Annotated in this window: 25 protein-coding genes and 2 tRNA genes; 20 read left to right on the forward strand and 7 right to left on the reverse strand. The window is 59.8% G+C overall.

Annotated elements, in window-relative coordinates:
* Positions 1-25: 25 nt before the first annotated feature.
* Positions 26-994, forward strand: coding sequence for a prephenate dehydratase (gene pheA, locus ACOH1Z_RS08855; RefSeq protein WP_449648076.1), 969 nt, complete (start codon positions 26-28; stop codon positions 992-994).
* Here pheA and ACOH1Z_RS08860 read toward each other — a convergent pair.
* The gene (locus tag ACOH1Z_RS08860; RefSeq protein WP_449648077.1) at positions 975-1,985 is read right to left on the reverse strand and encodes a diacylglycerol/lipid kinase family protein; all 1,011 of its coding nucleotides are present in this window, start codon (positions 1,983-1,985) and stop codon (positions 975-977) included. The two genes, pheA and ACOH1Z_RS08860, sit on opposite strands and share 20 nt — an antisense overlap.
* A gap of 37 nt (positions 1,986-2,022) precedes the next feature.
* Here ACOH1Z_RS08860 and serS point away from each other — a divergent pair, with 37 nt between their 5' ends.
* Complete coding sequence (gene serS / locus ACOH1Z_RS08865; protein ID WP_449648078.1) at positions 2,023-3,288, forward strand: serine--tRNA ligase; 1,266 nt, start codon at positions 2,023-2,025, stop codon at positions 3,286-3,288.
* Complete coding sequence (locus tag ACOH1Z_RS08870) at positions 3,285-4,100, forward strand: HAD family hydrolase (RefSeq protein WP_449648079.1); 816 nt, start codon at positions 3,285-3,287, stop codon at positions 4,098-4,100. Before serS ends, ACOH1Z_RS08870 begins: the two co-directional genes overlap by 4 nt.
* A gap of 68 nt (positions 4,101-4,168) precedes the next feature.
* Here the strand turns inward: ACOH1Z_RS08870 and ACOH1Z_RS08875 are convergent, their stop codons facing one another.
* On the reverse strand, positions 4,169-5,488 hold the full coding sequence (locus ACOH1Z_RS08875) for an aspartate aminotransferase family protein (protein ID WP_449648080.1): 1,320 nt from the start codon (positions 5,486-5,488) through the stop codon (positions 4,169-4,171).
* Positions 5,489-5,621: 133 nt separating this feature from the next.
* Between ACOH1Z_RS08875 and ACOH1Z_RS08880 the strand changes: the two genes are divergently transcribed.
* The 13 genes from ACOH1Z_RS08880 to ACOH1Z_RS08940 all read left to right on the forward strand — a co-directional run bounded on the left by ACOH1Z_RS08880 (position 5,622) and on the right by ACOH1Z_RS08940 (position 16,656).
* The gene (locus ACOH1Z_RS08880; RefSeq protein ID WP_449648081.1) at positions 5,622-7,139 is read left to right on the forward strand and encodes a PucR family transcriptional regulator; all 1,518 of its coding nucleotides are present in this window, start codon (positions 5,622-5,624) and stop codon (positions 7,137-7,139) included.
* A gap of 89 nt (positions 7,140-7,228) precedes the next feature.
* Positions 7,229-7,313 (forward strand) — tRNA-Ser (locus ACOH1Z_RS08885).
* Positions 7,314-7,358: 45 nt separating this feature from the next.
* Positions 7,359-8,645, forward strand: coding sequence for an LCP family protein (locus ACOH1Z_RS08890; RefSeq protein WP_449648082.1), 1,287 nt, complete (start codon positions 7,359-7,361; stop codon positions 8,643-8,645).
* A gap of 287 nt (positions 8,646-8,932) precedes the next feature.
* The gene (locus ACOH1Z_RS08895; RefSeq protein WP_449648083.1) at positions 8,933-9,820 is read left to right on the forward strand and encodes an acyl-CoA dehydrogenase family protein; all 888 of its coding nucleotides are present in this window, start codon (positions 8,933-8,935) and stop codon (positions 9,818-9,820) included.
* Positions 9,814-11,187, forward strand: a complete 1,374-nt coding sequence (locus ACOH1Z_RS08900) for a PIG-L family deacetylase (protein ID WP_449648084.1) — start codon at positions 9,814-9,816, stop codon at positions 11,185-11,187. The genes ACOH1Z_RS08895 and ACOH1Z_RS08900 overlap by 7 nt, the downstream gene beginning before the upstream one ends.
* On the forward strand, positions 11,184-11,885 hold the full coding sequence (locus ACOH1Z_RS08905) for a glycosyltransferase family 2 protein (protein WP_449648085.1): 702 nt from the start codon (positions 11,184-11,186) through the stop codon (positions 11,883-11,885). The genes ACOH1Z_RS08900 and ACOH1Z_RS08905 overlap by 4 nt, the downstream gene beginning before the upstream one ends.
* Positions 11,886-11,992: 107 nt before the next feature.
* A tRNA-Ser gene (locus ACOH1Z_RS08910) sits at positions 11,993-12,084 on the forward strand.
* A gap of 51 nt (positions 12,085-12,135) precedes the next feature.
* Entirely contained in the window at positions 12,136-12,666 is a 531-nt protein-coding gene (locus tag ACOH1Z_RS08915; protein WP_449648086.1) for a redoxin domain-containing protein, read from the forward strand.
* Positions 12,667-12,724: 58 nt separating this feature from the next.
* On the forward strand, positions 12,725-13,264 hold the full coding sequence (locus ACOH1Z_RS08920; RefSeq protein WP_449648087.1) for a YaeQ family protein: 540 nt from the start codon (positions 12,725-12,727) through the stop codon (positions 13,262-13,264).
* A gap of 161 nt (positions 13,265-13,425) precedes the next feature.
* A complete protein-coding gene (locus tag ACOH1Z_RS08925; RefSeq protein ID WP_449648088.1) occupies positions 13,426-14,250 on the forward strand; it encodes an ABC transporter ATP-binding protein in 825 nt (274 codons plus the stop codon).
* Positions 14,251-14,260: 10 nt separating this feature from the next.
* On the forward strand, positions 14,261-14,941 hold the full coding sequence (locus ACOH1Z_RS08930) for an ABC transporter permease (protein WP_449648089.1): 681 nt from the start codon (positions 14,261-14,263) through the stop codon (positions 14,939-14,941).
* Positions 14,942-14,944: 3 nt separating this feature from the next.
* On the forward strand, positions 14,945-15,724 hold the full coding sequence (locus ACOH1Z_RS08935) for an ABC transporter permease (protein ID WP_449648090.1): 780 nt from the start codon (positions 14,945-14,947) through the stop codon (positions 15,722-15,724).
* Complete coding sequence (locus ACOH1Z_RS08940; protein WP_449648091.1) at positions 15,724-16,656, forward strand: ABC transporter substrate-binding protein; 933 nt, start codon at positions 15,724-15,726, stop codon at positions 16,654-16,656. The genes ACOH1Z_RS08935 and ACOH1Z_RS08940 overlap by 1 nt, the downstream gene beginning before the upstream one ends.
* A 56-nt stretch (positions 16,657-16,712) precedes the next feature.
* Here ACOH1Z_RS08940 and ACOH1Z_RS08945 read toward each other — a convergent pair whose 3' ends face one another.
* From ACOH1Z_RS08945 to ACOH1Z_RS08960, 4 genes are read right to left on the reverse strand one after another with little or no spacing between them, the layout of a single operon-like run.
* Positions 16,713-17,609, reverse strand: a complete 897-nt coding sequence (locus ACOH1Z_RS08945) for a carbohydrate ABC transporter permease (protein WP_449648092.1) — start codon at positions 17,607-17,609, stop codon at positions 16,713-16,715.
* On the reverse strand, positions 17,606-18,703 hold the full coding sequence (locus tag ACOH1Z_RS08950; RefSeq protein ID WP_449648093.1) for a carbohydrate ABC transporter permease: 1,098 nt from the start codon (positions 18,701-18,703) through the stop codon (positions 17,606-17,608). The genes ACOH1Z_RS08945 and ACOH1Z_RS08950 overlap by 4 nt, the downstream gene beginning before the upstream one ends.
* A 3-nt stretch (positions 18,704-18,706) precedes the next feature.
* Positions 18,707-19,912 carry a sugar ABC transporter substrate-binding protein gene (locus ACOH1Z_RS08955; RefSeq protein ID WP_449648094.1) on the reverse strand — a complete coding sequence of 402 codons (1,206 nt, stop codon included), beginning with the start codon at positions 19,910-19,912 and terminating at the stop codon, positions 18,707-18,709.
* Positions 19,913-19,961: 49 nt separating this feature from the next.
* Positions 19,962-21,020, reverse strand: coding sequence for a LacI family DNA-binding transcriptional regulator (locus ACOH1Z_RS08960; protein ID WP_449648095.1), 1,059 nt, complete (start codon positions 21,018-21,020; stop codon positions 19,962-19,964).
* 151 nt (positions 21,021-21,171) lie between these two features.
* Here ACOH1Z_RS08960 and ACOH1Z_RS08965 point away from each other — a divergent pair, with 151 nt between their 5' ends.
* The 3 genes from ACOH1Z_RS08965 to ACOH1Z_RS08975 are packed head-to-tail and all read left to right on the forward strand — an operon-like array spanning position 21,172 to position 24,685.
* Positions 21,172-23,085 carry a glycogen debranching N-terminal domain-containing protein gene (locus ACOH1Z_RS08965; protein WP_449648096.1) on the forward strand — a complete coding sequence of 638 codons (1,914 nt, stop codon included), beginning with the start codon at positions 21,172-21,174 and terminating at the stop codon, positions 23,083-23,085.
* A gap of 59 nt (positions 23,086-23,144) precedes the next feature.
* Complete coding sequence (locus tag ACOH1Z_RS08970) at positions 23,145-23,894, forward strand: FadR/GntR family transcriptional regulator (RefSeq protein WP_449648097.1); 750 nt, start codon at positions 23,145-23,147, stop codon at positions 23,892-23,894.
* Positions 23,894-24,685 carry an SDR family NAD(P)-dependent oxidoreductase gene (locus ACOH1Z_RS08975; RefSeq protein WP_449648098.1) on the forward strand — a complete coding sequence of 264 codons (792 nt, stop codon included), beginning with the start codon at positions 23,894-23,896 and terminating at the stop codon, positions 24,683-24,685. Before ACOH1Z_RS08970 ends, ACOH1Z_RS08975 begins: the two co-directional genes overlap by 1 nt.
* Before the next feature lie 10 nt (positions 24,686-24,695).
* Here the strand turns inward: ACOH1Z_RS08975 and dgoD are convergent, their stop codons facing one another.
* A complete protein-coding gene (dgoD, locus tag ACOH1Z_RS08980) occupies positions 24,696-25,841 on the reverse strand; it encodes a galactonate dehydratase (protein WP_449648099.1) in 1,146 nt (381 codons plus the stop codon).
* 62 nt (positions 25,842-25,903) lie between these two features.
* On the opposite strand from dgoD, the gene ACOH1Z_RS08985 reads away from it, so the two are divergent.
* A complete protein-coding gene (locus ACOH1Z_RS08985; protein ID WP_449648100.1) occupies positions 25,904-26,260 on the forward strand; it encodes a DUF1801 domain-containing protein in 357 nt (118 codons plus the stop codon).
* Positions 26,261-26,285: the final 25 nt, after the last annotated feature.

Below are 26,285 nucleotides of genomic sequence, written 5' to 3' on the forward strand. Positions count from 1 at the left end.
GTCGCTGGCACCCTAAACTCGTGTCATGACTTCGACGCCCAGCCCCAACACAGCGAGCTACAGCTACTTGGGGCCTGCCGGAACGTTTACCGAGGCGGCTCTCAAGCAGGTTCCTGAGGCGGTTGGGGCCCACTGGAAAAGTGTCAACAATGTGGGCGAAGCCCTCGACGATGTGACGAGTGGTCGCAGCATAGCCGCGATGATCGCGATCGAGAACTCCATTGATGGGGGCGTCAGCGCCACTCAAGACGCGCTGACGAACATCCCGAATCTGCGCATCCTTGGCGAGTATTTGGTGCCCGTGAATTTCGTGCTCGTTGCTCGGCCCGGCACAACTTTGGCCAGCGTTGCCGTTGTGAACGCGCACCCGGTTGCCTATGGCCAGACGCGGCGTTGGCTTGACACTCACGTGCCAACCCACAGCTACATTCCGGCGAGTTCGAATGTAGCGGCTGCCGCAACGCTGCTTGATAACGAACTGGCGGATGCCGCAATCGCACCCCCCGGCATCACCGAGCACTACCCCCTTGAGGTTTTGGCAGAGAATCTGGCCAACAACCAGAACTCGGTGACGCGCTTCGTTCTCGTCTCGGCGAACACTTCGCTGCCAGAGCCCACCGGCGCAGACAAGACGAGCGTGATTGTGGAACTGCCAGACAACGCACCAGGTCGACTGCTCGAAATGCTTGAACAGTTTGCCACTCGCGGCGTCAACATGAGTCTCATTGAGTCGCGCCCCATTGGCGATGAGTTGGGTCGCTACCGTTTCGTCATTGACCTTGAGGGTCACATCCTCGACGAACGAGTTGCGGATGCCCTGCTCGGCCTTAAGCGTTTCAGCCCCAACGTGATCTTCTTGGGCAGCTACCCGCGCGCAGACAAACTCGCAACAACGGTGACGCCTCGCTACGGCAATGACGTTTTTGTTGAGGCCCGCGATTGGCTGCGCGCAATTACCACGGGCGAACCTTCCGCTACGACAATCGAGTCCTAGGCACCCGCGAGTAGGGCTTCGGCACCCGAACGATCAGGGCCCCCGGATCGACCCACGCGTGCACTGATTTGGCGAGACCGAATTCGTCGCCATCGAGCTGAAACTCTTCAGGGTTATCGACGATCATATTGAGATCGCTGCCCTTCAGGTAGCGCACATCACGCACATCTTTCGACAGGTCGATGATTCGTCGACCAATCACACTCTTGCGCAGCACGCCGTTTTCCCACGCGATTTTGTTCCAAATGTTGAGCCACCCGAATCGGCCCCGGGGAACAAGCGCAGCCATATCGAGGATGCCGTCATCAGGTTGCGCTTCAGGCATCAGCAGCAGGCCACCCGGCAGGGTGCCGCAATTGCCGATAATCACGGTGTGGGCGGTGAGCGAACGGTTGGGAGCGCCGTCGACGCTGTACCGCAGCCGCACCGGTTTGAGCTCGGGGATGGAGCGCGCAATACCGTCAACGTAGGCCAGCCAACCCACAGCCTTTTTGAGTTTCGTACTCGTGTTCTTGATCATCTTCGCGTCAAGCCCGAGCCCCGCCATCACCAAGAAGGCGTGCTCTTCATGGTCGTCGTTGTCCCGAACAATTTCGACCATGCCCAGATCGAGTTGGCGATCTTTGCCGTTGAACGCAATGTCTACGCTGTCCCGGTAGTTGCTCGTTGGCAGGTCAAGGTTGCGGGCGAGAAGGTTGCCGGTGCCTGCCGGTACGACGGCCAACGCAACTCCAGTGCCGCGCAGGGCTTCTGCCACTGCCCGCACTGTGCCATCGCCACCAGCCGCGATTACTACACGTGCGCCACGACGAATCCCGCTGCCCGTTGCGGACTGTCCGGCATCCTCTATCGTGGTGGAAAACCAGAGCGGCGTTGCCCAATCGGCAGCCTTTGCGGCAGCACTCACTGTCTTCTTCAGCTTGGCGAAGTCGACTTTCATGGGGTTGTAAACAACCGCCACTTTGGGCTTCGCAGTTCGGAGCGTGGGCACAGATAAACGCTACGCCATGAATCGGTAGGCTGTAGGGGTGATTGACCCCCAAATTCTCCGAGATAACCCCGACGCTGTGCGGCAGTCGCAACGTGCCCGCAGCGCATCCGTTCAGTTGGTTGACGACGCCATCGAAGCAGACCAGAAGCGTCGCGCCAGTATCGGCGAGTTCGAGTCACTTCGGGCTGAGCAGAACAGCTTCGGCAAGAAGGTTGCTCAGGCGCCATCCGAAGAGAAGAAGGCACTCGTCGCTCAGGCGCAGCACTTGTCCGCCCGGGTGAAGGCAGCCCAGCTGGTGGCCACCGAGGCTGAAGCAGAATTCGCGCGCATCGTTGGTGCCCTCGGCAATATTGCTGTGGATGGCGTTCCCGTCGGTGGCGAAGATGACTGGGAGCTTGTGCGCGAAGTGGGCACGCCCGCATCGTTCGACTTTGAGCCCCGTGACCACGCGGACCTCGGCGAGATGCTCGGTGCTATCGACATCCCGCGCGGAGTGAAGGTATCGGGCAGCCGTTTCTACTTCCTTAAGGGCGTCGGCGCACGACTCGAACTTGGGCTCATGAACATGGCCCTCGACCGTGCGATCGCTGGCGACTTCATCCCGCTCATCACCCCCACCCTTGTTCGTCCAGAAATGATGGCCGGCACAGGTTTCCTCGGTGAGCACGCCGACGAGATCTATTACCTCCCCGCCGACGACCTCTACCTGACCGGTACGAGTGAAGTGGCGCTCGCCGGGTACCACTCCGATGAGATCCTCGACCTCTCGAATGGCCCACTGCGTTACGCGGGTTGGTCAACCTGTTACCGCCGTGAAGCCGGATCTGCAGGCAAAGACAACCGTGGCATCCTGCGCGTTCACCAGTTCAACAAACTCGAAATGTTCAGCTACGTGCTGCCCGAGAATGCGCAAGAGGAGCACGAACGACTTCTTGCCTTCCAGGAGTCGATGCTGCAGGCGTGTGAGCTTAGCTACCGCGTGATTGATGTTGCCGGTGGTGACCTTGGTTCGAGTGCGGCCCGCAAGTTCGACATTGAGGCTTGGGTTCCGACCCAGGGCGCCTACCGTGAACTGACCTCGACGTCGAACTGCACGACTTATCAGGCCCGCAGGCTCGACATCCGCTACCGCACTGAATCGGGCAAGACTTCGCCGGTCGCGACCCTCAACGGAACTCTGGCAACCACCCGCTGGTTGGTTGCCATTCTCGAAACCCACCAACAGCCCGACGGGTCGGTAGTGGTGCCACAAGCACTGCGTCCCTACCTTGGTGGCCTTGAAATTTTGGAGCCAATCGCGTGACCAACGCAGCACAGAATGACCGCTGGATGATCGCCCTCGACATCGATGGCACTGTGCTGCTCGAGTCAGGCGAAATGAATGATGCCGTCATTGCGGCGGTCGCGAAGGTTCGGGATGCCGGCCACGAAGTCATGTTGGCCACCGGTCGTTCGGTTGCCATGACTCTGCCGATCTTGCGCAAGCTGGGGCTCAAGCCCGAGTACGTCGTGTGCTCTAACGGTGCGATTACGCTCAAGCGGGATCCACTGGGTGAGGGCGGTTACGCTCGCGAGTTTGTCGAGATGTTCAACCCGAGCGAGGTCTTGAAGAGCATCAAAGATCACTTGGGTTCTGCGAACTATGCGGTCGAAGATGCGACAGGCAAGTTCTTTGTCTACGGCGAGTTTCCTGATGGAGCACTCGGCGCGGTCAGCGAGAACGTCGCTTTTGAGGAGCTCGTCAAGGTTCAAGCAACCCGTGTAGTTGTCATCTCGCCGCAACACCAGGTTGACGATTTTCTCGCCGTCGTGGAACGTATGGGCCTTCACAAGGTCAGCTATAACGTCGGCTGGACGGCGTGGCTCGACATCGCGCCCGATGGCGTCAACAAGTCAACGGCGCTCGAAAATGTGCGTTCGCGCCTCGGCATCCCCCGCACCCGCGTGCTCGCCATGGGGGACGGTCGCAACGACATCGACATGCTCGAATGGGCAGCCCTTCACGGTCGCGGCGTTGCTATGGGACAGGCACCGGAAGACGTACTTGCCGCCGCCAATGAGGTCACCGAGAGTGACCTCAACGATGGTGCAGCGTTGGTGCTCGACGCTTTTTAGTCGCGCACGATTTGGGTACCTCTCGACGCTTTTTAGTCGCGCACGATTTGGGTACCTCTCGACGCTTTTTAGAGTTCGCTGAGCGCTTCGTCGTAGATTTCCATGGCGCGTGCGACTTCTTCTGGGGTGACGACGGCTGGCGGTACGACGTGGATGCGGTTGTCGGCGATGAATGGCAGTAGTCCGCGCTTGACGAGGGCGCCTTTGATTTTTCCCATGTTTGCGGCGCTGAGGGGTTCGCGGGTGTCGCGGTCGGCGACGAGTTCCATTGCCCAGAAGACGCCGCTGCCGCGTACTTCGCCGATGGAGTCATGTTTGGCGGCGAGGGCGGCGAGCCCGGGGGCGATGTGGTCGCGGCCGATCATGGCGGCGTTTTCGATGATGCCTTCGTCTTCCATGGCGGTGATGGAGGCGACGATGGATGCTGCGGCGAGGGGGTGGCCGGAGTAGGTGAGCCCGCCGGGGAAGACGCGTTCGTCGAAGGTTGTAGCGATCTCGTCGGAGATGATGACGCCGCCGACGGGTACGTAGCCTGAGTTCACGCCTTTGGCGAAGCTGATGAGGTCGGGCTTGATGTCGAAGGCATCGAATGCGAACCAGTTGCCGGTGCGACCGAAACCGCACATGACTTCGTCGAGGATGATGAGGATGCCGTACTTGTCGGCGAGGGCGCGCACTCCAGCTAGGTAGCCGGGTGGGGGCATCAGTACGCCCGCGGTGCCGGGGATTGTTTCGAGCAGGATTGCGGCGATTGACTCTGCACCTTCTGCTTGGATGGTGCGCTCAAGGTGGTGCAGGGCGCGCTCGGATTCTTGTTCGGGGGAGTCGGCCCAGAATTCGGACCGGTATTCGTAGGGGCCGAAGACGTGCACGTGGGCGCGAGCATATTCGTTGGGGATGCGGCGCCAGTCTCCGGTGGCCACAATGGCCGATCCGGTGTTGCCGTGGTACGAGCGGTAGCGCGAGATGATCTTGTCTCGCCCAGTGTGAAGGCGAGCCATCCGGATTGCGTTTTCGTTGGCATCCGCTCCGCCGTTGGTGAAGAACACCTTGTTCATGCCCTCTGGTGCATGGTTGGTGATCTTGTGGGCTGCTTCAGCGCGAATGTTGGTGGCGTGGGCGGGGGCGATGGTCGCCATGATGTCGGCTTGTGCTTTGATGCCCGCGATGACGGCTGGGTGTTGGTGACCGATGTTGACGTTGACGAGTTGGCTCGAGAAGTCGAGGTATTCGTTTCCTTCGTTGTCCCATACGGTGCTGCCGAGGCCTCCCTCGATCACCATGGGCTTGAGTGCGCCTTGCGCCGACCAGGAATGAAACACGTGAGCGCGGTCGAGCGCGACTGTCTCTTCGTTGCTGGGATGGCTAGATGCGGGCGCAGAGTTCATGGGGCACCTTTCGTGGCTGAGGCTAGTACTCAACTATCGCGTTCCATCGCGCACAACATCGTGACATTTTGTATAGCAACATGCTGCATACTCGACATATGGTGAGACGTCGAGCGGAACAGGGCAATTGCTAGTGCTTCCAACAATTGCGTGGCTATTGGGCAGAGAACAACTGCGGCTCAGCGTCGTGAGCGCTCGTCCGGATCTGTTGACGGCCCCCGTCACTTGGGTGCACAGTTCAGACCTTGATGACCCGACCCCATTTCTTAGCAGCGGTAACGTTCTGCTCACCGACGGCGCCCAATTCGGTTTCGGCGCTGATGCCGAGCGCTACAACTACGACGCGTATGTCGAGCGCCTCGTCGCTGCAGAGATTGTTGGTTTGGGCTTCGCGACCCACTTTCTGCATCAGGGAATGCCGTCAGGCCTTGCCGTGGCCTGCGAGCGTGCCGGGCTTCCTCTTATTGCTGTTCCCGACCGCGTTCCTTTCATTGCGGTCATCCGTGAGGTTGCCGACCAGATCGCTGCCGAACGCAGCGTGCGCATGGAGTGGTCGATCTCTGCGCATAAGGCGATCTCTCGGGCGGCTCTCAAGCCCACTGGGTTGCGTTCGACGCTCGTCGAACTGGAACGTCAACTCTCGTGTTGGGTCGGGTTATTCGATGCGGCCGGCGCTCCTCTTCTTGTGCCCTCGCAGCAACCATCCGCTGATCGTTTTGCGGCACCGGTGCGGGATGAGGTGGCTCGGGCTCTGCGAAAGGGGCGCCGGTCATCCACAAGTCTCACGCTCGATGCTGGGCAGGTGACTATTCAGACGTTCGGCCAGAGCGGGCAGTTGCGTGGCGCATTGGCTTTGGGTCGGGGGGTTCCGCTTGACCGTGCGGAGAATGAGCTCGTGACCAGTGTGATCGCGTTGGCGACTTTGGCGCTGGAACAAAACCGCGAGCTCGACACTACGCGCGGCCAACTGCGTTCGGCGCTGCTCGAGTTGATGCTCGCCGGCAACGTCACGGTCGCCCACTCCACAGCGCAGGATGTCTGGGGCTCTGTGCCAGCGGAACCTCTCTCCGTAATCGTGATCGCGCGGCAGGTGCGCAGCCATTATGTTCTCGATGCGCTCGAGTCATTGGCGCTCGACAGCGACGGACACGTGTTCTTTGCAGAGCGTGATGACACCATCGTCGTCATCGTCGGAGACGGCAGCGAGCACCAGCAGGTCACGCAACTCATCGACGACCATGCGCTCGCTGCCGGGAGCGTCGCCGCTGACTACGCCGAGCTTGCGACTGGCCTCAGGCAAGCATCCGATGCGCTCGCCGCCGGAGGTGGGCGCGCTGGCCTCACCGATTTCGCGAACATTGCTGAAACGGGGATGCTCGGGGTGCTGCAGGCGGCAGGTGCTGAGCATGTGGCGCAGCGAGTGCTCACGAAACTCATCACTTTCGATGCCGAACATTCGACGGCTCTCGTGGATACGTTGGGCTCGTGGCTCGCGAATGATTGTTCGTGGGGTGCCACCGCCGCGAAACTGGGTGTTCACCGCCACACGGTTCGGGCGCGCATCGACCAGGCGGCGGGCATCCTGAACCTCGACCTTGAATCGTTTGAGGGTCGCCTTGAAGTGTGGGCAGCGTTGAGGTTGCGGGCCTAACGCCGATTAACCCCCATTTCGAGCCTTCTAGCCTGCCGTTCAGGTAGACCGTGCGGGCATCAGATACACTCTGATCTTGCGCTATGCAAGGAGGGCTGTCCGAGCGGCCGATGGAGCCAGTCTTGAAAACTGGTGGGCAGAAATGTCTCGTGGGTTCGAATCCCACGCCCTCCGCACTGCGTGTCATGTTGTGTATCCGGTGGTTGAAAGGGGAGTGCGATGAGTGAACTTCGTCCACGCTCAGAGTTGCGTTCGCGCTCTGTTGCTCGCACTGGCTCAAAAGAAGCGCCCACGGTGCAGGGTTTGGCACGACACGGTCGGTTGAAGAAGCCGGGCCCGTGGGGAACAATCGCCAAGATTGTCTCCGCTTCACTCGCCGTATTACTGGTGAGTGGTGCGGCGGTTGGTGCTGTCGCTTTTGACAGCATTTACGGTCAGCGCGACACCATTACTCTCGTCGGTGAAACTGAGGGTCCTCCGCCGCAGATCGGCAGCTATGAGGGTGGATTCAATATTCTTATCGCCGGTAGCGATACGCGTGAAGGTCAGGGCGGCATCGGCGGCTCAACGCGAGACGCGTCGGGTGAACTCAACGACGTCAACATGATTTTGCATGTTGCGGCAGACCGCCAGTCTGCGGTGGCAATCAGCTTCCCGCGCGACATGGTGATGGGCATCCCCGAATGCCCCAGCCTTGATGGCGACTACAACAAGTACTACTCAACGGAGCCTCTCAACACTGCGCTTTCGTATGGTGGTCTTCCCTGTGTTGCTCTCACGCTCTCAGAATTCACCGGCCTCGATATTCAGTTCGCCGGAATCATCACCTTCAACGGCGTTATCGAGATGACCAACGCAATCGGCGGTGTCGATGTGTGTATTGATGGCCCGCTCGTTGACCCGTACACGGGAATCGACCTTCCCGAAGCTGGCACCTACAACTTGAAGGGCTGGAAGGCTCTCGCGTTCCTTCGCTCACGTCACGGTGTTGGTGATGGCAGCGACCTGACACGCATCAGCTCGCAGCAGGTCTACCTTTCGTCAATGGTGCGCACACTCAAGAGCGCTGAGACCCTCGGCGACTACAAAAAGGTTTACAACCTTGCGGATGCCGCAATCACCAACATGCAGTTGTCCAAGGGACTAGCCGACGTACCAACGATGGTCTCGATCGCTTTGGCGCTCAAAGACATCCCGCTGGAATCCATTCAGTTTGTGCAGTACCCAGGCACAACCGGTGGCACCGGGGTGTACGACGGCAAAGTTCAGCCCAATCAGTACGTCGGCGACAAGATGATGGCGCTGATCTCATCAGATAGCCCATTCACGCTCGCAGACTCAACTGACGGTCAGGGTGCGGTTCTCGACCCGAACGCCCCCGTCGCCGAGCCTGCACCTGAAGCAACCGGCGATTCGACTGCGGCTCCCACAGTGGATCCTGAAGTTATCGACGTTCGTGGACAGAGTGCCGCAACGTACAGCTGCTCGGTCACCAACTACTACTAAAAGCAGTTCCTTCGCAGTTCTCAGATCAATTTGATACAACTTCAGTGATGAGCGAATCTCGCTAGGAGTTCGCTATAGCGCTGCCGTTGCGGCACCGATCACGAGGATGAGACCTGCGGGTGAAGAAAACGCTATCTATTTCGCCGACGGCCGATGAATCCCACCGGGAATTATTGAATTGGGTGGGCGAAGAGGCTGAGAACTGTGAGAGCAGAGTCGATGCCGCTCTCAACTTTGCGCGATCCTTAGGACGTCGACTGCCGTTTCCTGGCGAAGGTTCTACAAGCGTGCTGTGGAGCGCGCTCGCTACGATCGGGGCGGTGGATCTCACGGTGGCGCGAGCTGTGGAGCCCCATCTTGATGCGCTTGCCATCCTTGATCAGGCGGTTATCGGTGACACGGGCAGCATCGGCGTGGATGAGGGCAGCACGTGGGGTGTGTTCGCCGCTGAATCACCCGACTTTAGCCTCAGGGCTGAATGTGTCGACGGCAGTTGGATGCTGTCTGGCACCAAAGCGTGGTGCTCTTTGGCGGGCTCCGTTAGTCATGCGCTCGTGACGGCATTCACCGGACCCTCCACTCGGCGACTTTTTGCTGTTTCCTTGCGACAAACAGGGGTTGTTGTCGAGGAAGGCGCTTGGCATGCTCGCGGCCTCGTGGCCATCCAGAGCGGCAACGTCGCCTTTTCTGCCGCCTCCGCCGTCCCCGTTGGGGAAGACGCGTGGTACTTGGAGCGCCCGGGATTCGCGTGGGGAGCAATGGGTGTCGCCGCCTGTTGGTGGGGCGGAGCTGTCGGAGTCGCTCGGCACGCTTTTGCGTTGAGTGGCGTTCGTGAGCCTGACCAAATTGCTCAGATGCACCTCGGCGCTCTGGATCTGGCGCTCTATTCGTCGCGGATCGCACTGGCAGAGTCTGCTAACGCTGTCGATAACGTAGAGCTCAGCCGCAGCGCCGCAACCATCATGAGCACTCGCGTCCGTGCGCGTGTCGCTCGGGATGTTGATGAGGTGATGGAACGCGTCGGGCACGCCTTGGGGCCGGCGCCGCTCGCGCTCGACGAGGAACACGCCCGTCGAGTAGCGGACCTCCAGTTGTATGTGCGCCAACATCATGCCGAGCGGGATTATGCGCGACTCGGTAGCAAGGTGCTCGCTGATCGGTCCTTCGAGTGGTGACGTTTGACCACCGTGATCCGGGTACGCCCGAAGTGCAGTGGATCTCGAGCTCCCTCTGGAGCGACGTCGGTGAATTCCACGTGGAGGGGATCGACCGGCTAATCGTCGTCTCCGCTCACCCGGATGACGAAACGTTGGGGGTCGCCGGACTCATGCGGCGAGTTGCCACCGCGGGCGGACGGGTTCAGCTCATTCTCGCGACGGACGGCGAAGGCTCGCATCCGGCATCGCCGACTCGGAGCGATGCCGAACTGCGTTCGTGGAGAGCCGCGGAAATTGAGCGGGCGATTGAGCTGGTTGCCCCAGAAACCTCGATCGTGCGCCTGGGGCTTCGGGATGGCGCACTCAGAGATGAGACTGGCGCGCTCCGCGACGGCATCGTGGGCGCGCTCGCCTCAGGTCAGGGGAGAACCCTCATCGCGGCAACGTGGCGCGGAGATGGGCACGGCGACCACAGGGTGGTCGGCGAGATCTGCGCCGATGTCGCCCGCGCGCATGGTGTGTCCCTTGTCGAATACCCAATCTGGCTGTGGCACTGGTCATCGCCAGAGGACCCTCGTACACCGTGGTCTGACTTGCGCACGATGACCCTTACTGCTGATGAGCGAGACGCTAAGCGCCGCGCGATAGCGGCCCACGAGAGCCAGATCTCTCCGCTCTCAGAACGTGAAGGTGACGAGGCGATTCTTCGTCCTGAATTTGTAGAACATTTCGAACGGCCAATGGAGGCATATGTGATCACTGAGCGCGAGCCGAGTAATGACGGAACGCTCACGCGAGAATTTTTTGACGAGTTCTACGCCGGCAAAACCGATCCGTGGGGATTTGAATCTCGGTGGTACGAGCAACGGAAGCGTGATCTAACGCTGGCGAGCTTGCCGAGAGAGCGCTTCGCGAATGCGCTGGAGTTGGGATGCTCCATAGGGGTATTGAGCGCGCAGCTCGCACAGAGATGCGACGCCCTCTTGGCAACTGAGATTGCACTCGCGCCATTAGAGATTGCGCGTCAACGATTAGCGGAGCATCCGCACGTCACGTTTCGGCACGTTGAGAGCGCTGAAGAGTGGCCGGACGGAACGTACGATCTGATCGTGATGTCTGAGGTTGGATACTATTTCGATTCGGATGCTCTCGATCGAGTTCTCTCGCGGGTCACCAAGAGTCTCGCGCCCGCTGGAGTATTGGTCGTCTGCCACTGGAGGCATGAAGTCGCGGACTACCCGCTCGGCGGAGACGAGGTGCACGCCAGGCTCGGCGCCCTCAAGTCGCTGGAGCGATTTGTCAGTCACGTCGAAGAGGACTTTCTGCTTGACGTTTTCAGCCTGCGCCCCGCGCGCTCGGTCGCTCGCGAAACAGGCCTCCTGTGAGCGCGCGGATCTCCGGGATTGGCGTTGTCGTTCCGGCCAAAGATGAGGACGAGCTCTTGGGCGCTGCGCTGGCAGCTCTTGCTGCGGCACGTGCCAGCATGAGGGCCATCGACGCTCGCGAGCGGCCGTGGGTCCGCGTGATCCTCGTCTTGGATGACTGCGCCGATGAGTCCGCTGCAATAGCCTCGCAGTGGAATGACGTCGAAGTTCTTGCGGTGAATTATGGCGCCGTGGGCGCAGCTCGCCGACACGGCATCCATCACTTGCTCAGCACCACGCGCACTCCGGACTCTGAGGTATGGATCGCCAACACCGACGCGGACTCGCAAGTGCCAGCTAACTGGCTGAGCGAACAGTGGAAGATCGCCCAGAGCGGTGCCGAGGTCATGATCGGAACCGTGCGGCCAGATTTCAACGACCTCAGTGACGAGAAGCGGAGTCGCTGGCTGGCTACGCATGTGCCCGGTGAAGCGAATGGTCACGTGCACGGCGCGAATCTTGGCTTTCGAGCCGATTGCTATCGAGAAGCTGGTGGCTTTACCCCGGTTACTGAACACGAAGATGTGCGCCTCGTGGAGGCACTGAACGCAATAGGGGCGCGTTCAGTGGCAACAGATGAGTGTTGCGTTCTCACTTCGGGGCGAGAGTATGGTCGCACCCCGGGTGGCTATGCGTCCCACTTGCGAGAGCGTCTGTGAGGGGCGGGAACGACGTGGCAAAGCCGGCGCCGTCGCCGACGGTTAATCGGATGGCAATCTCGGTTCGTCGTATGGCCTATGACAAGTTATGATTGCTGAGTACGTCTGGAGACGTCGCATAGTCCGGCCTAGTGCACCACCCTGCTAAGGTGGAGTACCCGTAAGGGTACCGAGAGTTCAAATCTCTCCGTCTCCGCCATTTGTTCTTTTCGCGGAATGATTCTTGGCCACCAGTGTGTTGGCTTTGAGGATGACTATTCTGCCGCGCACCCTGGTTCCTGCCCTTTCACTGCCCGTTGTTCAGGGTGGCACCACCGACGATCTCGCTCTCGGTTCCGGCGTTGATGGCCGCTTTACGCTCATCGTTTTTTACCGTGGGCTGCACTGCCCGCTGTGCCGAAAGCAGCTCCGCGAAATTGACGACAGCATGGATGAGCTGCGTGAGGCCGGTGTCGGACGCGTTGTTGCGATCAGCATGGACACTCTCAAGCGCGCAACGATATCCGTTGATGACTGGGAACTCACGCAGCTACCCATCGCCCACGGACTCACAGAAGAGCAAGCGCGCCAGTGGGGGCTCTTCATCTCTAGTGGCTTCAAGAAGGGCGAACCGGAACGCTTTAGTGAATCGGGAATCTTCGTTCTCGACTCCGATAACACGATGTTCTGGAGCAACATTTCGAGCATGCCGTTTGGTCGCATGCCCGTGAAGGCGATCATTCATGGCCTCGAGTACGTCACCGAAAACGGATACCCGGCGCGCGGAACTGTCGCGCACTAGCTCTCCCGTTGTCGCGGCCGCAATTCGGCACCGCATCCAGAGACTAGGCTCGGGCACTATGGCAGCTGGCTCAACTATTCACACCTTCACGGTTCAACTGGCGGATGTGGATCGCGGGGTCTACGGCGACTTCACGCTTCGAGTCGCGCGTCATCCGTCAGAAACTGACCTCTATATGGTGACGCGGTTGATGGCGTACTGCCTCGAATACGAGGAAGGAATCGCCTTCAGCGAGGGAGTCTCGTCGACCGACGAGCCCGCCGTGCTTGTCCGGGATCTCACCGGAACCATCACCGCGTGGATCGAAGTGGGTGCCCCCGATGCTGCCCGGCTGCACTACGGAAGCAAGCTCGCCGATCGGGTCGCTGTCTATACGCACCGCGATCCGGTGAAGGTGGCTGCGGCGTGGGCGGGCAAGAAAATCCACCAGGTTGAGGCCATCACGCTGCGCAGCTTCGAGCCTGGCTTCATTGAGGGGGCCGTCGCTGGCCTCGAGCGACGCAATTCGGTCACACTGTCGGTCACCGAGGGCCAGCTCTACTTAGAACTCAACGGCATGACATTATCGTCGGCGATTCAGGATCAGGGGATCACGTAGATCCTCTAGGCCAACTGTCATCGCCGAGGTGTGGAACACCGCACTCGGCTGTCTAGCGGTGTTGCCCCACTCTGGCCTCTGAAGCGCAGCGAATATACTTGCACTTCGAGGGAATCGGCACGCGTCGATTCGCCAGACGCAGGGGGAATGAGTCGACCGTCATGATCGAGTTCCAGAACGTCACCAAAAGGTTTCCCGATGGCACTCTCGCTGTCGAAGACTTCTCTCTCGTGCTTCCCTCGAACAAGGCAACGGTGTTCGTCGGTTCTTCGGGCTCGGGAAAGACAACTCTCCTTCGCATGATCAACCGGATGGTCGACCCGACATCCGGCACAGTCCTGATCGATGGTGAAGACATTTCGGGGCTGAACCCGGTTGAGCTTCGCCGGCGGATCGGTTACGTGCTCCAAGCTATCGGCCTCCTCCCGCACCGCCGAGTAGTCGACAACATCGCTTCCGTGCCGCGCCTGAACGGGGTGCCGAAGCGAGTGGCTCGGGCGAATGCGCTTACCTTGCTCGATGCGGTTGGACTCGACCGATCCTTGGCCGAGCGATATCCAGACCAACTTTCGGGCGGTCAACAGCAGCGAGTGGGAGTTGCGCGCGCTTTGGCGAGCGACCCCGACATCCTTCTCATGGATGAGCCGTTCGGCGCGGTTGACCCGATCGTGCGAGCTGAACTTCAGGTCGAACTCAACCGGCTGCAGCGTGAGCTCGGCAAGACAACCGTGTTCGTCACCCACGACATTGATGAAGCTTTCGCGATCGCCGATCAGGTCGTGATCTTGCGCAGTGGAGGGGTGATTGCGCAGGTGGGAACCCCCGCCGAAATCCTGTCGCAGCCTGCAGATGATTTCGTCGCGACATTCATTGGTGCCGATAAAGGAAAGCGCACCCTTCATTTGCAGCGTCGCGAAGGAGACAACGCGACACTCATCGTCGACGGCGATGGGCGTCCCGCGGGAATTCTCGCGGACGAGCTTTGAGGGCTGAACGATGAGTTGGTTCATCGACAACTTCGGTCTCATCGCGAGACTCACGGGCAACCATGTTGCTCTCAGCATCGTGCCAATCATTCTCGGATTCGCGATTGCGGTGCCGCTCGGTTGGGTTGCCAATCGCTGGGCGGCGTTGCGGTCGATTGTGATCGCCGGGGGAAGTTTGCTCTACACAATCCCGTCCCTTCCCCTCTTCGTGATGTTGCCTTACGTCCTCGGAACACGCATTACGGATGACCGAAACATCGTTGTCGCACTGACGATCTACGCGGTTGCCATGATGGTTCGCACAGCGGCGGATGCGCTAGCAGCGGTGCCCGCCGAGACGATCCAGGCGGCCACCGCTATGGGCTACTCCACCTGGAACCGCTTCTGGCTTGTTGAGTTACCTCTCGCTGGCCCTGTTCTTCTCGCGGGCCTTCGGGTAGTTTCCGCCAGCACGATCGCGCTTGTTTCTGTGGGGGCAATCATCGGCTCAGCGAACCTCGGCTATTTATTCACGAACGGAAAGCAACGTGACTTCCTTGAGGAGATCATCATTGGCATCGTGGCGAGCCTCGTCATCGCTCTCGTTTTCGACGTCGTGCTTGTTCAGCTGGGTCGCCTCTTGATGCCGTGGAAGCGGCGACGTGGCGGAAGTCAGCCCCAGAATCGCGTTCCAGTCGAGCGGGTGGTCTGACCCATGCAATTCTTCATTGACGCTATTCGCTGGTTGTTAGACCCCGCTAACTACGCTGCGGGGGCACAGAGCCCACTGCCGATTCAGGATCGACTAGCCGAGCACTTGTTGTACACCGTTGTAGCGGTCGCGATCGCAGCGGTTATTGCGCTTCCCCTCGGTTTCTATATTGGGCACACGGGGCGCGGGCGCCAGTTCGTCATCGCCTTTACGGGCGGCATGCGGGCGCTGCCGACGTTGGGCTTACTGATGGCGCTGTTCGTCATTGTAGGTGCGACGGTGCCATTCACTCGGGCTGCCTTTGTCGCCTCCATCATCGCGTTAGTCATCTTGGCTATTCCCTCGATACTCGCGGGAGCGTACGCGGGAATCGAATCGGTCGACAGCCAGACGGTTGATGCAGGCCGAGCGAGCGGCATGACCGAGTTGCAAGTGCTCACGCAGATCGAAATACCGCTCTCGCTTCCGCTCATTATTGGTGGGATCCGCGCATCCACATTGCAGGTTATTGCGACGGCGGTGATTGCCTCTTACATCTCACTCGGTGGACTCGGCACGATCATTTCGAGCGGAATTGGACTCAACGACAACGAGCGGATTCTCGGCGGTGCCATTCTCGTCACGGTACTGGCGCTCGTCGTTGATGGGGTCTTCGCGCTGATTCAGCAACTCACGAGACGGCGCGGGTCTTCCGATACGCGCCGAAACAAAAAACACGTCCGCGGGCGGTCAAACGGACCGGTCGCGGTGGCGGCAACATCCGCCAACGAAGGGAAAAACTAATGTTCGCAGCACACAAAGCGGCCCGGCTCACCACCGCGGTCATCGCCGCAGGGGCGCTGGTGGCACTGGCCGGATGCGCCACTTCTGACCCGACGGGCGCCTCATCGGATGAGACAACGACAGACACCAAGATCATCGTCGGCTCATTTGCTTTCCCCGAAAGCGAGATCCTCGGAAACATTTATGCGCTCGCCCTCGAGAACGCTGGCTACGAGGTAGAGACCAAGTTCAACCTCGGACCGCGACAGACCACGATTCCTGCTCTGGAAGATGGCTCGATCAGCCTCATGCCCGAGTACAACGGAAACCTCCTGTTCTTCTATGACACGGAGAACACCGCCCGAAGCACAGAGGACGTAGACGCCGCGCTCGAAACCATCGTGCCCGACGGATTCCAAGTGCTCAGCTCGTCTCCCGCTCAAGACAAGGACGCCTACGTCGTCACTCAAGAGCTTGCAGATCAAGAGGGGCTCGTTTCGATCGCGGATCTGAAGAAGATCGAACCATTCAGCCTGGGGGCGAGCCCGCAGTTTGCGGAGCTTCCCTATGGAATCCCGGGCCTAGAAGCGGCCTACGGCGTCAGCGACGTGACTTTCGTTCCCATCGAAGACTTCGGCGGGCCAGACACGGTGAAGGCTCTCGTCGACGACGCAGTGCAGGTGGCCGATATCTACACGACGTCTCCTGATCTCGTCGCGAAGAAGCTCTTGGTGCTCGAAGATCCCGAGAACCTGATTGCCGCGCAGAACGTAGTGCCGTTGCTCAACTCGAGTATCTACAGCGATGACCTCGCTCAGGTATTAGACGAGATCTCGGCCGCTCTCACCACCGATGATCTGATCGCACTGCGGGATCGCGTCGAGGGCTCCGAAAAGGCCCAGGCTGCCGTGGCGGCCAAGGACTGGCTCACCGAGAAGGGTCTGCTTAACTAACTCATTGTGGGGCACACCGCACTCGTCGAAAGCTAGTACGGAATGCCCCACAATCGTTAGCCCTTTTCGGCGCCTGACGTGTTATTCATGATCCGCTTTTGGAAGATGAAGAAGATGACCGCGACGGGAATTGTCATGAGGGTCGCCGCCGCGAGTTGAAGCGGATACTGGTTGCCTGAACCGAGTTGACCTGACACAAGTGACGCCACGCCAGTCGTAAGGGTGTTGAGGTCGGCGCTTTGCCGTGAGACCACGAAGTGTCCGAACTCATTCCACGAGCCTTGAAAGCTCAGGATGAACAGGGTGACGAGTGCGGGGCGCGCCATGGGAAGCACGATCGTCCAATAGGTGCGGAAAACGCTCGCACCATCGATTCGTGCTGCCTCTTCAACGCTGATGGGGATGGAGTCGAAGAATTGCTTCATGATGAAGATTCCTGCGGCGCTGGTGAGCAACGGAATAATCATGCCGCCATAGGTATCGTAAAGCCCTAGTTGTTGAAGAATCAGGAAGCGCGGGATCAGTAGAACAACACCGGGCACTGACATGATTCCAATAAATACGGCGAAAACGATTGTGCGGCCCTTGAACTGGAGCCTGGAGAGTGCATACCCCGCCAGCGAATCCAAGAACACCCGGCCACACGTAACGATCACGCTGATGAATGCCGTGTTGAAAGTCCACAGAGGCAAGGGCACATCCGTAAACAAGCGCTCGTATGCCGCAAAGCTCCAAACTTCGGGAATCAGTTGGAGCGGGTTGGCGGTGGCGTCAGCATCATTCTTGAAGCTGGATGACACGGCGATGAGAAACGGATAGATGTAGATCATCGCGAGCGCGATGAGCATGATGTAGCTGAGGATCGCCACAGTGCGGAGTCGCCGACTCAGCCGTCGACGGCGCCGAGGTCGTGGTGCCGGGGGCTCGACAGCGGCGGGTGAGGTGACGGTCATTGCACATCTCCTTCGTTGAGGGTTGCTCTAACTCGGGTTGCCCTCGGAGCTTTCATCGTGGGGGTGCGCTCACGAAGGATCCATCGTTGAAGCAGGGTGAGCAGCACGATGATTGCGAAGAGAATAAACGCAATCGCTGCACCCTGACCCCACTGCAGATCCTTGAAGGATGTTTGGTAGGCGAGAAACGCAGGGGTGAGCAGCGTCTTACCTGGAGCGCCGCCGCCGGTGAGATAGATCTGGTCGAAAACTTGCCAAGTGCCAATGAGGCCGAGGGTGAGGACAGTGAACAGTGTTGGCCTGAGCATGGGCAACGTCACTGAGAAGAACTTTCGGAACGGGCCCGCTCCATCCATCAGAGCTGCTTCGTCGATCTCCCCACCAATGCTTTGAAGCGCAGCGAGAAAGAGGAGCATAAAGGTGCCGGAGGTAGTGAAAACAGCGAGCACGATGAGTGCGCACATCGCCACTGAAGGGCCGGAAAGCCATTGCCACCAGGTGATGCCAAGTGGGCCGCCGACATCGAGTAACGGTGGGGGCGACGTGATCCCTATTCCTGCGAGCAGATTGTGAATGACGCCACTAGGGTCAGCGAACCAGTTGGGCCCTTTGATCCCCAGCCAAGCCAGAATGCTGTTCACGGTGCCTGAGGCGGTGAACAGGAAGATGAAGACCGTCGTGATCGCGATCGAACTTGTTACGGAGGGGAAGTAGAAGGCTGTACGAAAGAATCCCCGGCCACGCAAGATCGCTCGATTCATTTGAACGGCGAGAAACAGGGCGAGCCCAGTTTGCAGGGGAACAACGAGCAGAACGTAATAGAGGTTGTTTCGTATTGAGGTCCCGAAGTCTTTCTGCGCTAAGCCGGGATCCGTAAGAACCGCAGCGTAGTTCTCCGCACCTACGAATTCTGCGCGGCCGCTCAAAGGCGAGCCTAAACCGTTCCAGTCGCTAACGCTCACCCAAGCGGCGAGCGCGATAGGCAGGAGAAGAAAAACGCCGGTGATCACTATGGATGGGGCGGTGAAGAGCCATCCATAGCGGGTCTCGCCGCGGCGCAGTGAGCCGCGGCGAGACCCTACTATGGCAGCCATCGCTTAGCCGTTAGCTTTCGCGTAGGCCTCTTCAAGGTTGGTCTGAAGCATCTTCAGCAGCGCTGCAGAGTTCGCCGCGTCGAGGCCCTCGAGGCTGGAATTGAAGTCTCCCAGTACCGCAGATGCACCGGCAAAAGCGACCGGGCTGACGGCGTAGTCATTACCCGCAACGAATGACGCATTGTTGGGAAACTTCTCGGCGTATGCCGCAGCACCAGATTCGGTGGAGGGAATTACGCCGAATGCATCAGCAAAGGTGAGCTGCTGCTCATCGGCGGTGAGGTACTCCACGAGTGACTGTGTCGCCTCAAGGGTAGGTGAGTCGACCGGGATGCCCCAGCAGTTGCTAAACGTGAAGGTCGACGGGCCACCAGGACCGGCGGGGAGCTCTGCCGCGATGTAGTTCACATCAGGGAAGTCGTTCTTCAACGCACCGTTGATCCACGGCCCCTCAATGACCATTGCGGCCTTCTGAAGTCCGAACGCTTCGCCACCCCAGCCAGCTTCGAGTTGGGCTGGGAACTTGAGCACACCGGCGTCGAGTAGTGACTTTGCGTAATCAATACCGGCAGCGTTCTCGGGGCTGTCGGCGGTGACTTCAGAGTTGCTGACGAGGCTACCTCCGGCTTGCTCCATAAACACGCCAAGTCGCGCATATTCTTGGCCGAACGAGAGACCGACGATATCTGCGGTTGTCAGTTTCGTGGCTGCTGCTGTCAACCCATTCCAATCGGTGGGAATATCTGCATCCGTAAGTCCGGCGGCGGCCCAGAGGTCAGTGTTAATGATTAGGCCAAGGGTAGAGAAGTCTTTCGGTGCGCAGTAGAACGTGTCGTCATACGTGAATGCGTCCTTCAGCGCCGGGTAGAACTGATCGGCATTACTCAGGTTCTCTGCGTATGGCTCCAAATATCCGTTCTGCGCGTACGTCTGGAACTGATCCCAGCCCATGTAGAACAAGTCGGGCGGGTTGTTACCAGAGAAGCCTTGACCGAGCTGCTGATTGAGGTCGCTTGCCGCGATGACCTCTACGGTATTTCCCGTATCGGCGGCCCAAGCATCTGCGGCAGCCTGGACCGCGTTGGTTTCCGCGTCTCCGCTTGAGCCGATCAGCATCGTTAGTTCCTGCTTGTCAGTTGACCCAACGTCGCCACCAGAACTGCAGGCCGCTAAGCTAATCACGATGCCGACAGCTGTGGCTGCTGACATCCATTGTGTTCTTTTCACAGTGTTCCCTTTCAATATGTGACTGCCGGCGTTAGTGGCCGGAGGTCTCGCCGAGTTGCAGCTGACTGTGTCTGCGCTCGACAAGTTGTGGGACGAGGAGTCGATTCGTCGGCTCCTCGCTAATGCTGGTGTTTCCGACAACGGCAGAGCCGCTAGCGCCGAGAAGAAGGTCGAGGATGCCAGTAGCTACTTCATCTAGTGGCTGCTTGATGCTCGAGAGGCCGACCGCTGCGGCCACCGGGGTGTTGTCGAACCCGATGATGGGGATTTCCTTGAGGCCGAGCGCGTTTGCGGTGAACGTTGCGCCCAAAGCTAATGTGTCACTTGCGCAGATAAGGGCTTCGGCGGGGGAGGCCATCGTTAGGAGGGTTTCCGTGCTTCTGGATGCTCCCACCACTGTGTCTTCAACCGCAACATCAAGTCCCGTTCCATCGAGACCAGCGGTGGTTAGCGCTTCCTTCCATCCCTGTCGGCGATCGTCACCGGCGCCAGACGGGGCAGACCAGCCGATGTAGCCCACTCGCTTCATTCCTGAATTGATTAGGTGCGCAGTGGCTTCTCGAACGCCGGTTCGTCCGTCGACGTCGACCCAACGATGCCGGGGATCTCCCGTGTTATCCGCACCCCACGGGCGACCAAATGTAGCGAACGGTACGTCATTCTCGACCAGCCACTTCACGCGGGGGTCGGCGTAGGTTGTAGACGTCAGCACAAACCCGTCAACATCAGCCCCATCTCGCAACCGGCGAATCTGGTCGATCTCATCTTGGGCGTTGTTGGCGGTGAATAGAAGTATTCGCATGTGCCGCACGTCAGCCTGTTCGGTGAGGGCATGCAGAAAAGTGTCGAGTACTGAACCCGAGATACCGTTGCCTAGTGCTTCGAGGCGCACCCCGATCGTGGAGGATTTCTGGGTGCGCAACCGACGTGCAGAGGCGTGGGGGCGGTAGCCAAGCTGCTGGATCGCGGCAAGAACGCGATCGCGAGTGAGCGCCTTAACTATGTGAGGTGAGTTGAGCACATTGGAGACCGTTTGACGCGAAACATTGGCAACCCGTGCAACATCCTCAACTGTTGGCATTTGTCCCATCGGTGCCTCCTTTGGCCACGATTAAGTGCATCGGCGTGATCTCACTACAAAGTTTGATCGTTCAAATTCTTTGTGTAAGAATTACACCCCTAGTGGCCGATGTCAATGGAGCAGGGCTGCAAAACTGCCAACGAGGGGCCGCAACACTGCCATGACTGCACAACGTCAGCCACTACTACATGACCAGAGCGTGGTTTTTCGCGCACCGATGCAGGCGTGGTCTGCGCACGACGGCACGATGGGCCGTGCCGCGATCCATGGAATCTATTTTTCGGATGTTCGGCTCGTGTCCGGCTTGACGGTGACAATCGACGGTGAACAACCCACAGCTCTCTCGAAAGATCCGGCCGGATCCGCTCGATGCCTGTTCACCTCCCTTCTTAGGGCCTACGACACCGAACCGGATCCCCGCTTACGGGTCGAACATCGGCGCACGATCAACTCTCACGGCAGCAGCGAAGAGGTAACTCTTTGCTCGAACCTCGGCTACAGTCGCGAGGTCGAAGTTGTGGTGACCCTGGCATTGGGGCTTGACCAGCTCGACTCAATTAAGTCGGGCATAGACGAAGCGAAGAACGCACTAAACGTTCGCGTGCACGGTGACGACGTTGAGTGGTCGGGCGACGGTATTTTTGCCGCATTGACCGCTCGGGATGCGGAGATCACGGTCCAGGGAACGAAAGTTGACCTCCGGTGGACGGTCGCGCTTCCGGCCGCTGGTTCTGTCAGCGTGATGTGCGAGGTCTCAGCGCGTGACGAAACAGCCACGGTGCTTGGAGATGAGTCGCCACTGCCGTGGTCGATTCCGCTCGTGGAGAATAACGAGAGGCTCGCCTGCTGGGTCAGCCAGTCCTTGAGTGACCTTGATGGCTTGCGAATGACAACCGTTGAGCATCCAGAACTCAGCTTTCTTGCAGCCGGTTCGCCCTGGTTCTTTACCCTCTTTGGCCGGGACTCGATCTGGGCTGCGCGATTCATGCTTCCGCTCGGCACTGATCTCGCATTCGACACCCTCAAGCTTCTCGCGGAGCATCAAGGTACCGAGATCGATCTCCGCCGGGCTGAAGAACCGGGGAAAATCCTCCATGAGATGCGTCGCGCCCCCATCTCAGTCAGCCCCGATGTGCAACTTCCTCCTCTCTACTACGGCACAGTAGACGCAACTCCGTTATGGATCTGTCTGCTGCATGACGCATGGCGGTGGGGGCTCGACGATGACTCGGTCAGGTCACTTCTCACGCCGCTTCGTGAAGCGCTGGGGTGGCTTCGCGACCATGCTGATGCTGATGGCGATGGCTTGCTCGAGTATGCAGACAACTCAGGCCAAGGTCTCGCCAATCAAGGCTGGAAAGACTCCGGTGATTCAGTCCAGTGGAACGACGGCACTTTAGCAACCGGCCCGATTGCTCTCTGTGAAGTGCAAGCGTATGCCTACGAGGCTGCTATCGGCGGCGCATCGATCCTCGAGCACTTTGGAGAGGACGGCACAGCGTGGCGCACCTGGGCTGGGCAGCTCAAGGACAAGTTCCGTGAAAGTTTTTGGATCAGTGATGATCAGGGGCCTTTTCCTGCGATTGCCCTCGATGCCACGAAACGTCCCATCGACTCTCTCACCAGCAACATTGGGCACCTCCTCGGCACGGGAATCCTTGACCGCGACGAAGAGGCCATCGTCGCCGCGCGCCTAGTCGCCCCCGAACTAAACAGCGGATTTGGCCTCCGCACGCTCGCGACGAGTGCAGCCGGGTATTGGCCGCTGAGCTATCACGGCGGAAGTGTGTGGACGCACGACACAGCGATCGCGATCTCCGGTCTCACGAAATCAGGGTTCACCGATGAAGCCGCAATTCTGATCGACGGCCTCCTAGAAGCAGCTGCAGCTTTCGACTACCGAACCCCAGAATTGCACTCTGGAGACTCCGCAGAGACCCATAGCCGACCCGCACCGTACCCTGCAGCGTGCCGCCCCCAAGCATGGTCCGCTGCAGCATCAGTCTCTGTCTACGCCGACGTTGCTGGACTCAAGCCCGCTTCCGGGCTTCATCTCAGTCATCAGAAAAAGTAGGGTCGCGCTGCATGTGCTGATTGCGCGGCGGCAGCGGTCAGCACAGTATCATCGCGGGGATGACTACTTTCTCTCGCCGCGGCCTGCACGGGCATGTTGTTGACGTGCTTGGTCGCCGCATCATGCGCGGAGAGCTCGTATCTGGTGACATCATTGACCCGGATGCACTGCTCACCGAATTTCAGGTAAGCCGCACGGTCATGCGCGAAGCCATCAAAGTACTCACCACTAAGGGTCTCGTTGACGCTCGACCCCGACTTGGCACCTACGTTACTGAGCGGGAGCGGTGGCAGTTGCTCGATGGCGACGTCATGACGTGGCGGTCGGAGGGGGTGCCTGATCCGCTGCTCGTCCTTGAGTTGAGCGAGGTGCGCCAAGTTCTGGAGCCGGCCGCGGCGAGGCTGGCAGCTGTCCGTCGCAGCGATGAGCAGTGTGCTGCGATTGAGGCAGCGATGACCGCGCTGGCCGCGACTTTCGCGAGCACCGAAGCGGAATCGCACGCGGCGGCCGACCTGGTGTTTCATCGGGCCGTGCTTGCGGCATCCGGCAATGAACTCTTGGCGCGTTTTGAAGTAGTGCTCGAACCAGCGTTGCAGGCCCGCAACCAGATCGCATTCGAACACGAAACGACCACCCAGTTTTTGGATTCGCACCGCGCTGTCGTTGACGCGATCGTTGCTCAGGATGCTGACGGCGCTCACTCAGCGATGGTGACGTTGATGACTCAATCCGCTGCTGACTCTGATGCCATTGTGAGCACCGACGACGAGGGTGCCGCTCTCGTCAAGAACCGCAAGCGGGCACTTTAGTGAGCGAGAGCAGCGCCCGCAGCGGGAGCAGCGACAACAGCAACGGGCACGCCTCGAAGCGCACCGTTTTGATCACGGGCGCAGGTCACGGCATCGGTGCCGCCAGCGCCCGACTGTTCGCGGCTGTCGGTGACGACGTTGTGGTCACCGACATTGACACGGCTTCAGCCGCCATCGTTGCCGAAGACATTCGGGCCGTCGGTGGGCTTGCTACCTCGCACTCGCTCGACGTCGGCGACCCCGAAGCCTGGCAGGCGCTGTCTCTCGAGCTCCGTGCCTCTAACCGTCCACCAGCAGTCATCGTGAACAACGCGTTCTTTCAAGTGGGAGGAGTTGCGCACGAACAGTCCGAAGGTGACTGGAGCAAACAGCTATCGGTGACCCTGTCATCCGTCTACCGTGCGATGCACACCTTCCACGACACCCTCACCGCTGCGCGCGGAAGCATGGTCAATGTTTCGAGTGTTCACGGCGTGCTTGCGTGGTCAGAACAGCCCGCCTATGCCGCGGCCAAGGGCGGCCTGATTTCGTTGACCCGCCAACTATCTGTTGACTACGCACCCCACGTTCGCGTGAATGTCGTGCTGCCCGGGGCAATCCAGACTCGCCAGTGGAATCACCAAAGTTTGGAAGACCGCGAGCGTGCTCAGCGTCAAGCGACGCTGCAGCGACTCGGAACCCCAGAAGAGGTCGCCTCGGTCATCCAGTTCTTGGCGGGAGACGGCGCTTCGTACATTACCGGCGCATCGCTCGTCGTTGATGGCGGAATGACGACCACTCTCGGCGCTTAGCTCGAGGCCGCTACCACTCGGCGAGCGACCCGTCATCGTGACGCCACACGGGGGAGCGCCACTGGTGCCCCACCTTGTCGGCCGCGCGCACGGCAGCCTCATCGATATCGATGCCGAGCCCCGGAGCGGTCAGCCGCTCGATGTAGCCGCTCGTGAAGTCGAACACGCTCGTATCCATGAGGTACTCGAGCACGTCTGATCCGACGTTGTAGTGGATGCCGATGCTCTGTTCCTGAATGAGGAAGTTTGGTGTGTTGAACCCCACCTGCAAACTTGCTGCGAGGGCAATAGGCCCGAGGGGGCAGTGCGGCGCGAGTTGGGCATCGAACATGTCGGCGAGGGCGGCGATGCGGCGCACTTCGGAGATTCCGCCGGCGTGGGAGAGGTCGGGTTGCACGACGGCGATGCCGGCTTGGAGCGGCCCGAGAAATTCGTTTCGGGAGTAGAGGCGCTCGCCGGTGGAGATGGGGATCGAGGTCGCTGCCACGATTCCTTCTAGCAGGTGTGACTTTTCGGGCACGACAGGTTCTTCAACGAAGAGCGGAGCGTAGGGTTCGAGGAGGGGGAGCACGCGGCGCGTGTTGGCCACGGTCATCCGTCCGTGGAAGTCGATGGCCATGTCGCGGTCGGGGCCCAAAACTTCGCGCGCGAGGGCAGCTCGTTCGACGACCTCGTCGATGGCGCTGACGGTGCCGATGGGCTTCATCCGCCCGCTGCCATTCATTTTGACGGCGGTGAGACCAGAGCCCACCTGTTGGGCGATATTGTCGCGCAGCTCGGAGGGATCATCGCCACCAACCCAGCCATACATGCGGATGCGGTCGCGCACGGCGCCGCCAAGAAGGTCGTGAACGGGAACGCCATGGGCTTTGCCTGCGATGTCCCAGAGCGCTTGGTCGATGCCGGCGATTGCACTGGAAGCGATGGGGCCGCCGCGGTAGAAGCCGCCCCGGGTGAGCACTTGCCAGTGGTCTTCGATGCGGGTGGCATCGAGCCCGATGAGGTACTCGGCGTGCTGCTCGACGGCGGCCCGCACGGTGTCGGCCTGGCCTTCTACTACGGGCTCGCCCCAGCCGACGATGCCGTTGTCGGTCTCGATGCGCACGAACAACCAGCGTGGTGGAACGAGGAATGTTTCAATGCGTGCGATCTTCACGGCAGACCCTTACGTTAGTAAATCTTATTATCTTACTATTGACGGCAACTAGAGTGAGCACTATGGATGACGCGACCACCGACCCCCGTGACTGGCGCAGCGCACTGCTCGCCGAACTCCGCGATCTCATTGTCGAAGCGCTGCCCGAAGTCGTCGAAGAAGTAAAGTGGCGAAAGCCATCCAATCCCGACGGCGTAGCAGCGTGGAGCATTGATGGTCTGCTCTGTACGGGCGAGATCTACAAAGACAAGGTCAAGCTCACCTTTGCGAAGGGCGCTTCCGTCGACGATCCCACCGGCCTCTTTAACAGCAGCCTCGACGCCAAAGTTCGTCGGGCGATCGACTTGCATGAGGGTGAGAGTGTCGACCCCGATGCCTTCCGCGATCTGATGCGCGCAGCCGCGGCCCAGAATCAGTAAAGCGCACCGCAGATCGCTCAACCGA

It is taken from the genome of Rhodoglobus sp. (genome assembly GCF_053580035.1).

Bases quoted from the DNA above. Each gene is read 5' to 3' on its own strand.
- ACOH1Z_RS08940 (WP_449648091.1), top strand. From the start codon at position 15,724: ATGTTCGCAGCACACAAAGCGGCCCGGCTCACCACCGCGGTCATCGCC.
- ACOH1Z_RS08945 (WP_449648092.1), bottom strand. From the start codon at position 17,609: ATGACCGTCACCTCACCCGCCGCTGTCGAGCCCCCGGCACCACGACCT.
- ACOH1Z_RS08890 (WP_449648082.1), top strand. From the start codon at position 7,359: ATGAGTGAACTTCGTCCACGCTCAGAGTTGCGTTCGCGCTCTGTTGCT.
- pheA (WP_449648076.1), top strand. From the start codon at position 26: ATGACTTCGACGCCCAGCCCCAACACAGCGAGCTACAGCTACTTGGGG.
- ACOH1Z_RS08930 (WP_449648089.1), top strand. From the start codon at position 14,261: ATGAGTTGGTTCATCGACAACTTCGGTCTCATCGCGAGACTCACGGGC.
- ACOH1Z_RS08925 (WP_449648088.1), top strand. From the start codon at position 13,426: ATGATCGAGTTCCAGAACGTCACCAAAAGGTTTCCCGATGGCACTCTC.
- ACOH1Z_RS08955 (WP_449648094.1), bottom strand. From the start codon at position 19,912: ATGTCAGCAGCCACAGCTGTCGGCATCGTGATTAGCTTAGCGGCCTGC.
- ACOH1Z_RS08920 (WP_449648087.1), top strand. From the start codon at position 12,725: ATGGCAGCTGGCTCAACTATTCACACCTTCACGGTTCAACTGGCGGAT.
- ACOH1Z_RS08875 (WP_449648080.1), bottom strand. From the start codon at position 5,488: ATGAACTCTGCGCCCGCATCTAGCCATCCCAGCAACGAAGAGACAGTC.
- ACOH1Z_RS08950 (WP_449648093.1), bottom strand. From the start codon at position 18,703: ATGGCTGCCATAGTAGGGTCTCGCCGCGGCTCACTGCGCCGCGGCGAG.
- ACOH1Z_RS08915 (WP_449648086.1), top strand. From the start codon at position 12,136: ATGACTATTCTGCCGCGCACCCTGGTTCCTGCCCTTTCACTGCCCGTT.
- ACOH1Z_RS08985 (WP_449648100.1), top strand. From the start codon at position 25,904: ATGGATGACGCGACCACCGACCCCCGTGACTGGCGCAGCGCACTGCTC.
- ACOH1Z_RS08935 (WP_449648090.1), top strand. From the start codon at position 14,945: ATGCAATTCTTCATTGACGCTATTCGCTGGTTGTTAGACCCCGCTAAC.
- ACOH1Z_RS08970 (WP_449648097.1), top strand. From the start codon at position 23,145: ATGACTACTTTCTCTCGCCGCGGCCTGCACGGGCATGTTGTTGACGTG.
- ACOH1Z_RS08960 (WP_449648095.1), bottom strand. From the start codon at position 21,020: ATGGGACAAATGCCAACAGTTGAGGATGTTGCACGGGTTGCCAATGTT.
- ACOH1Z_RS08965 (WP_449648096.1), top strand. From the start codon at position 21,172: ATGACTGCACAACGTCAGCCACTACTACATGACCAGAGCGTGGTTTTT.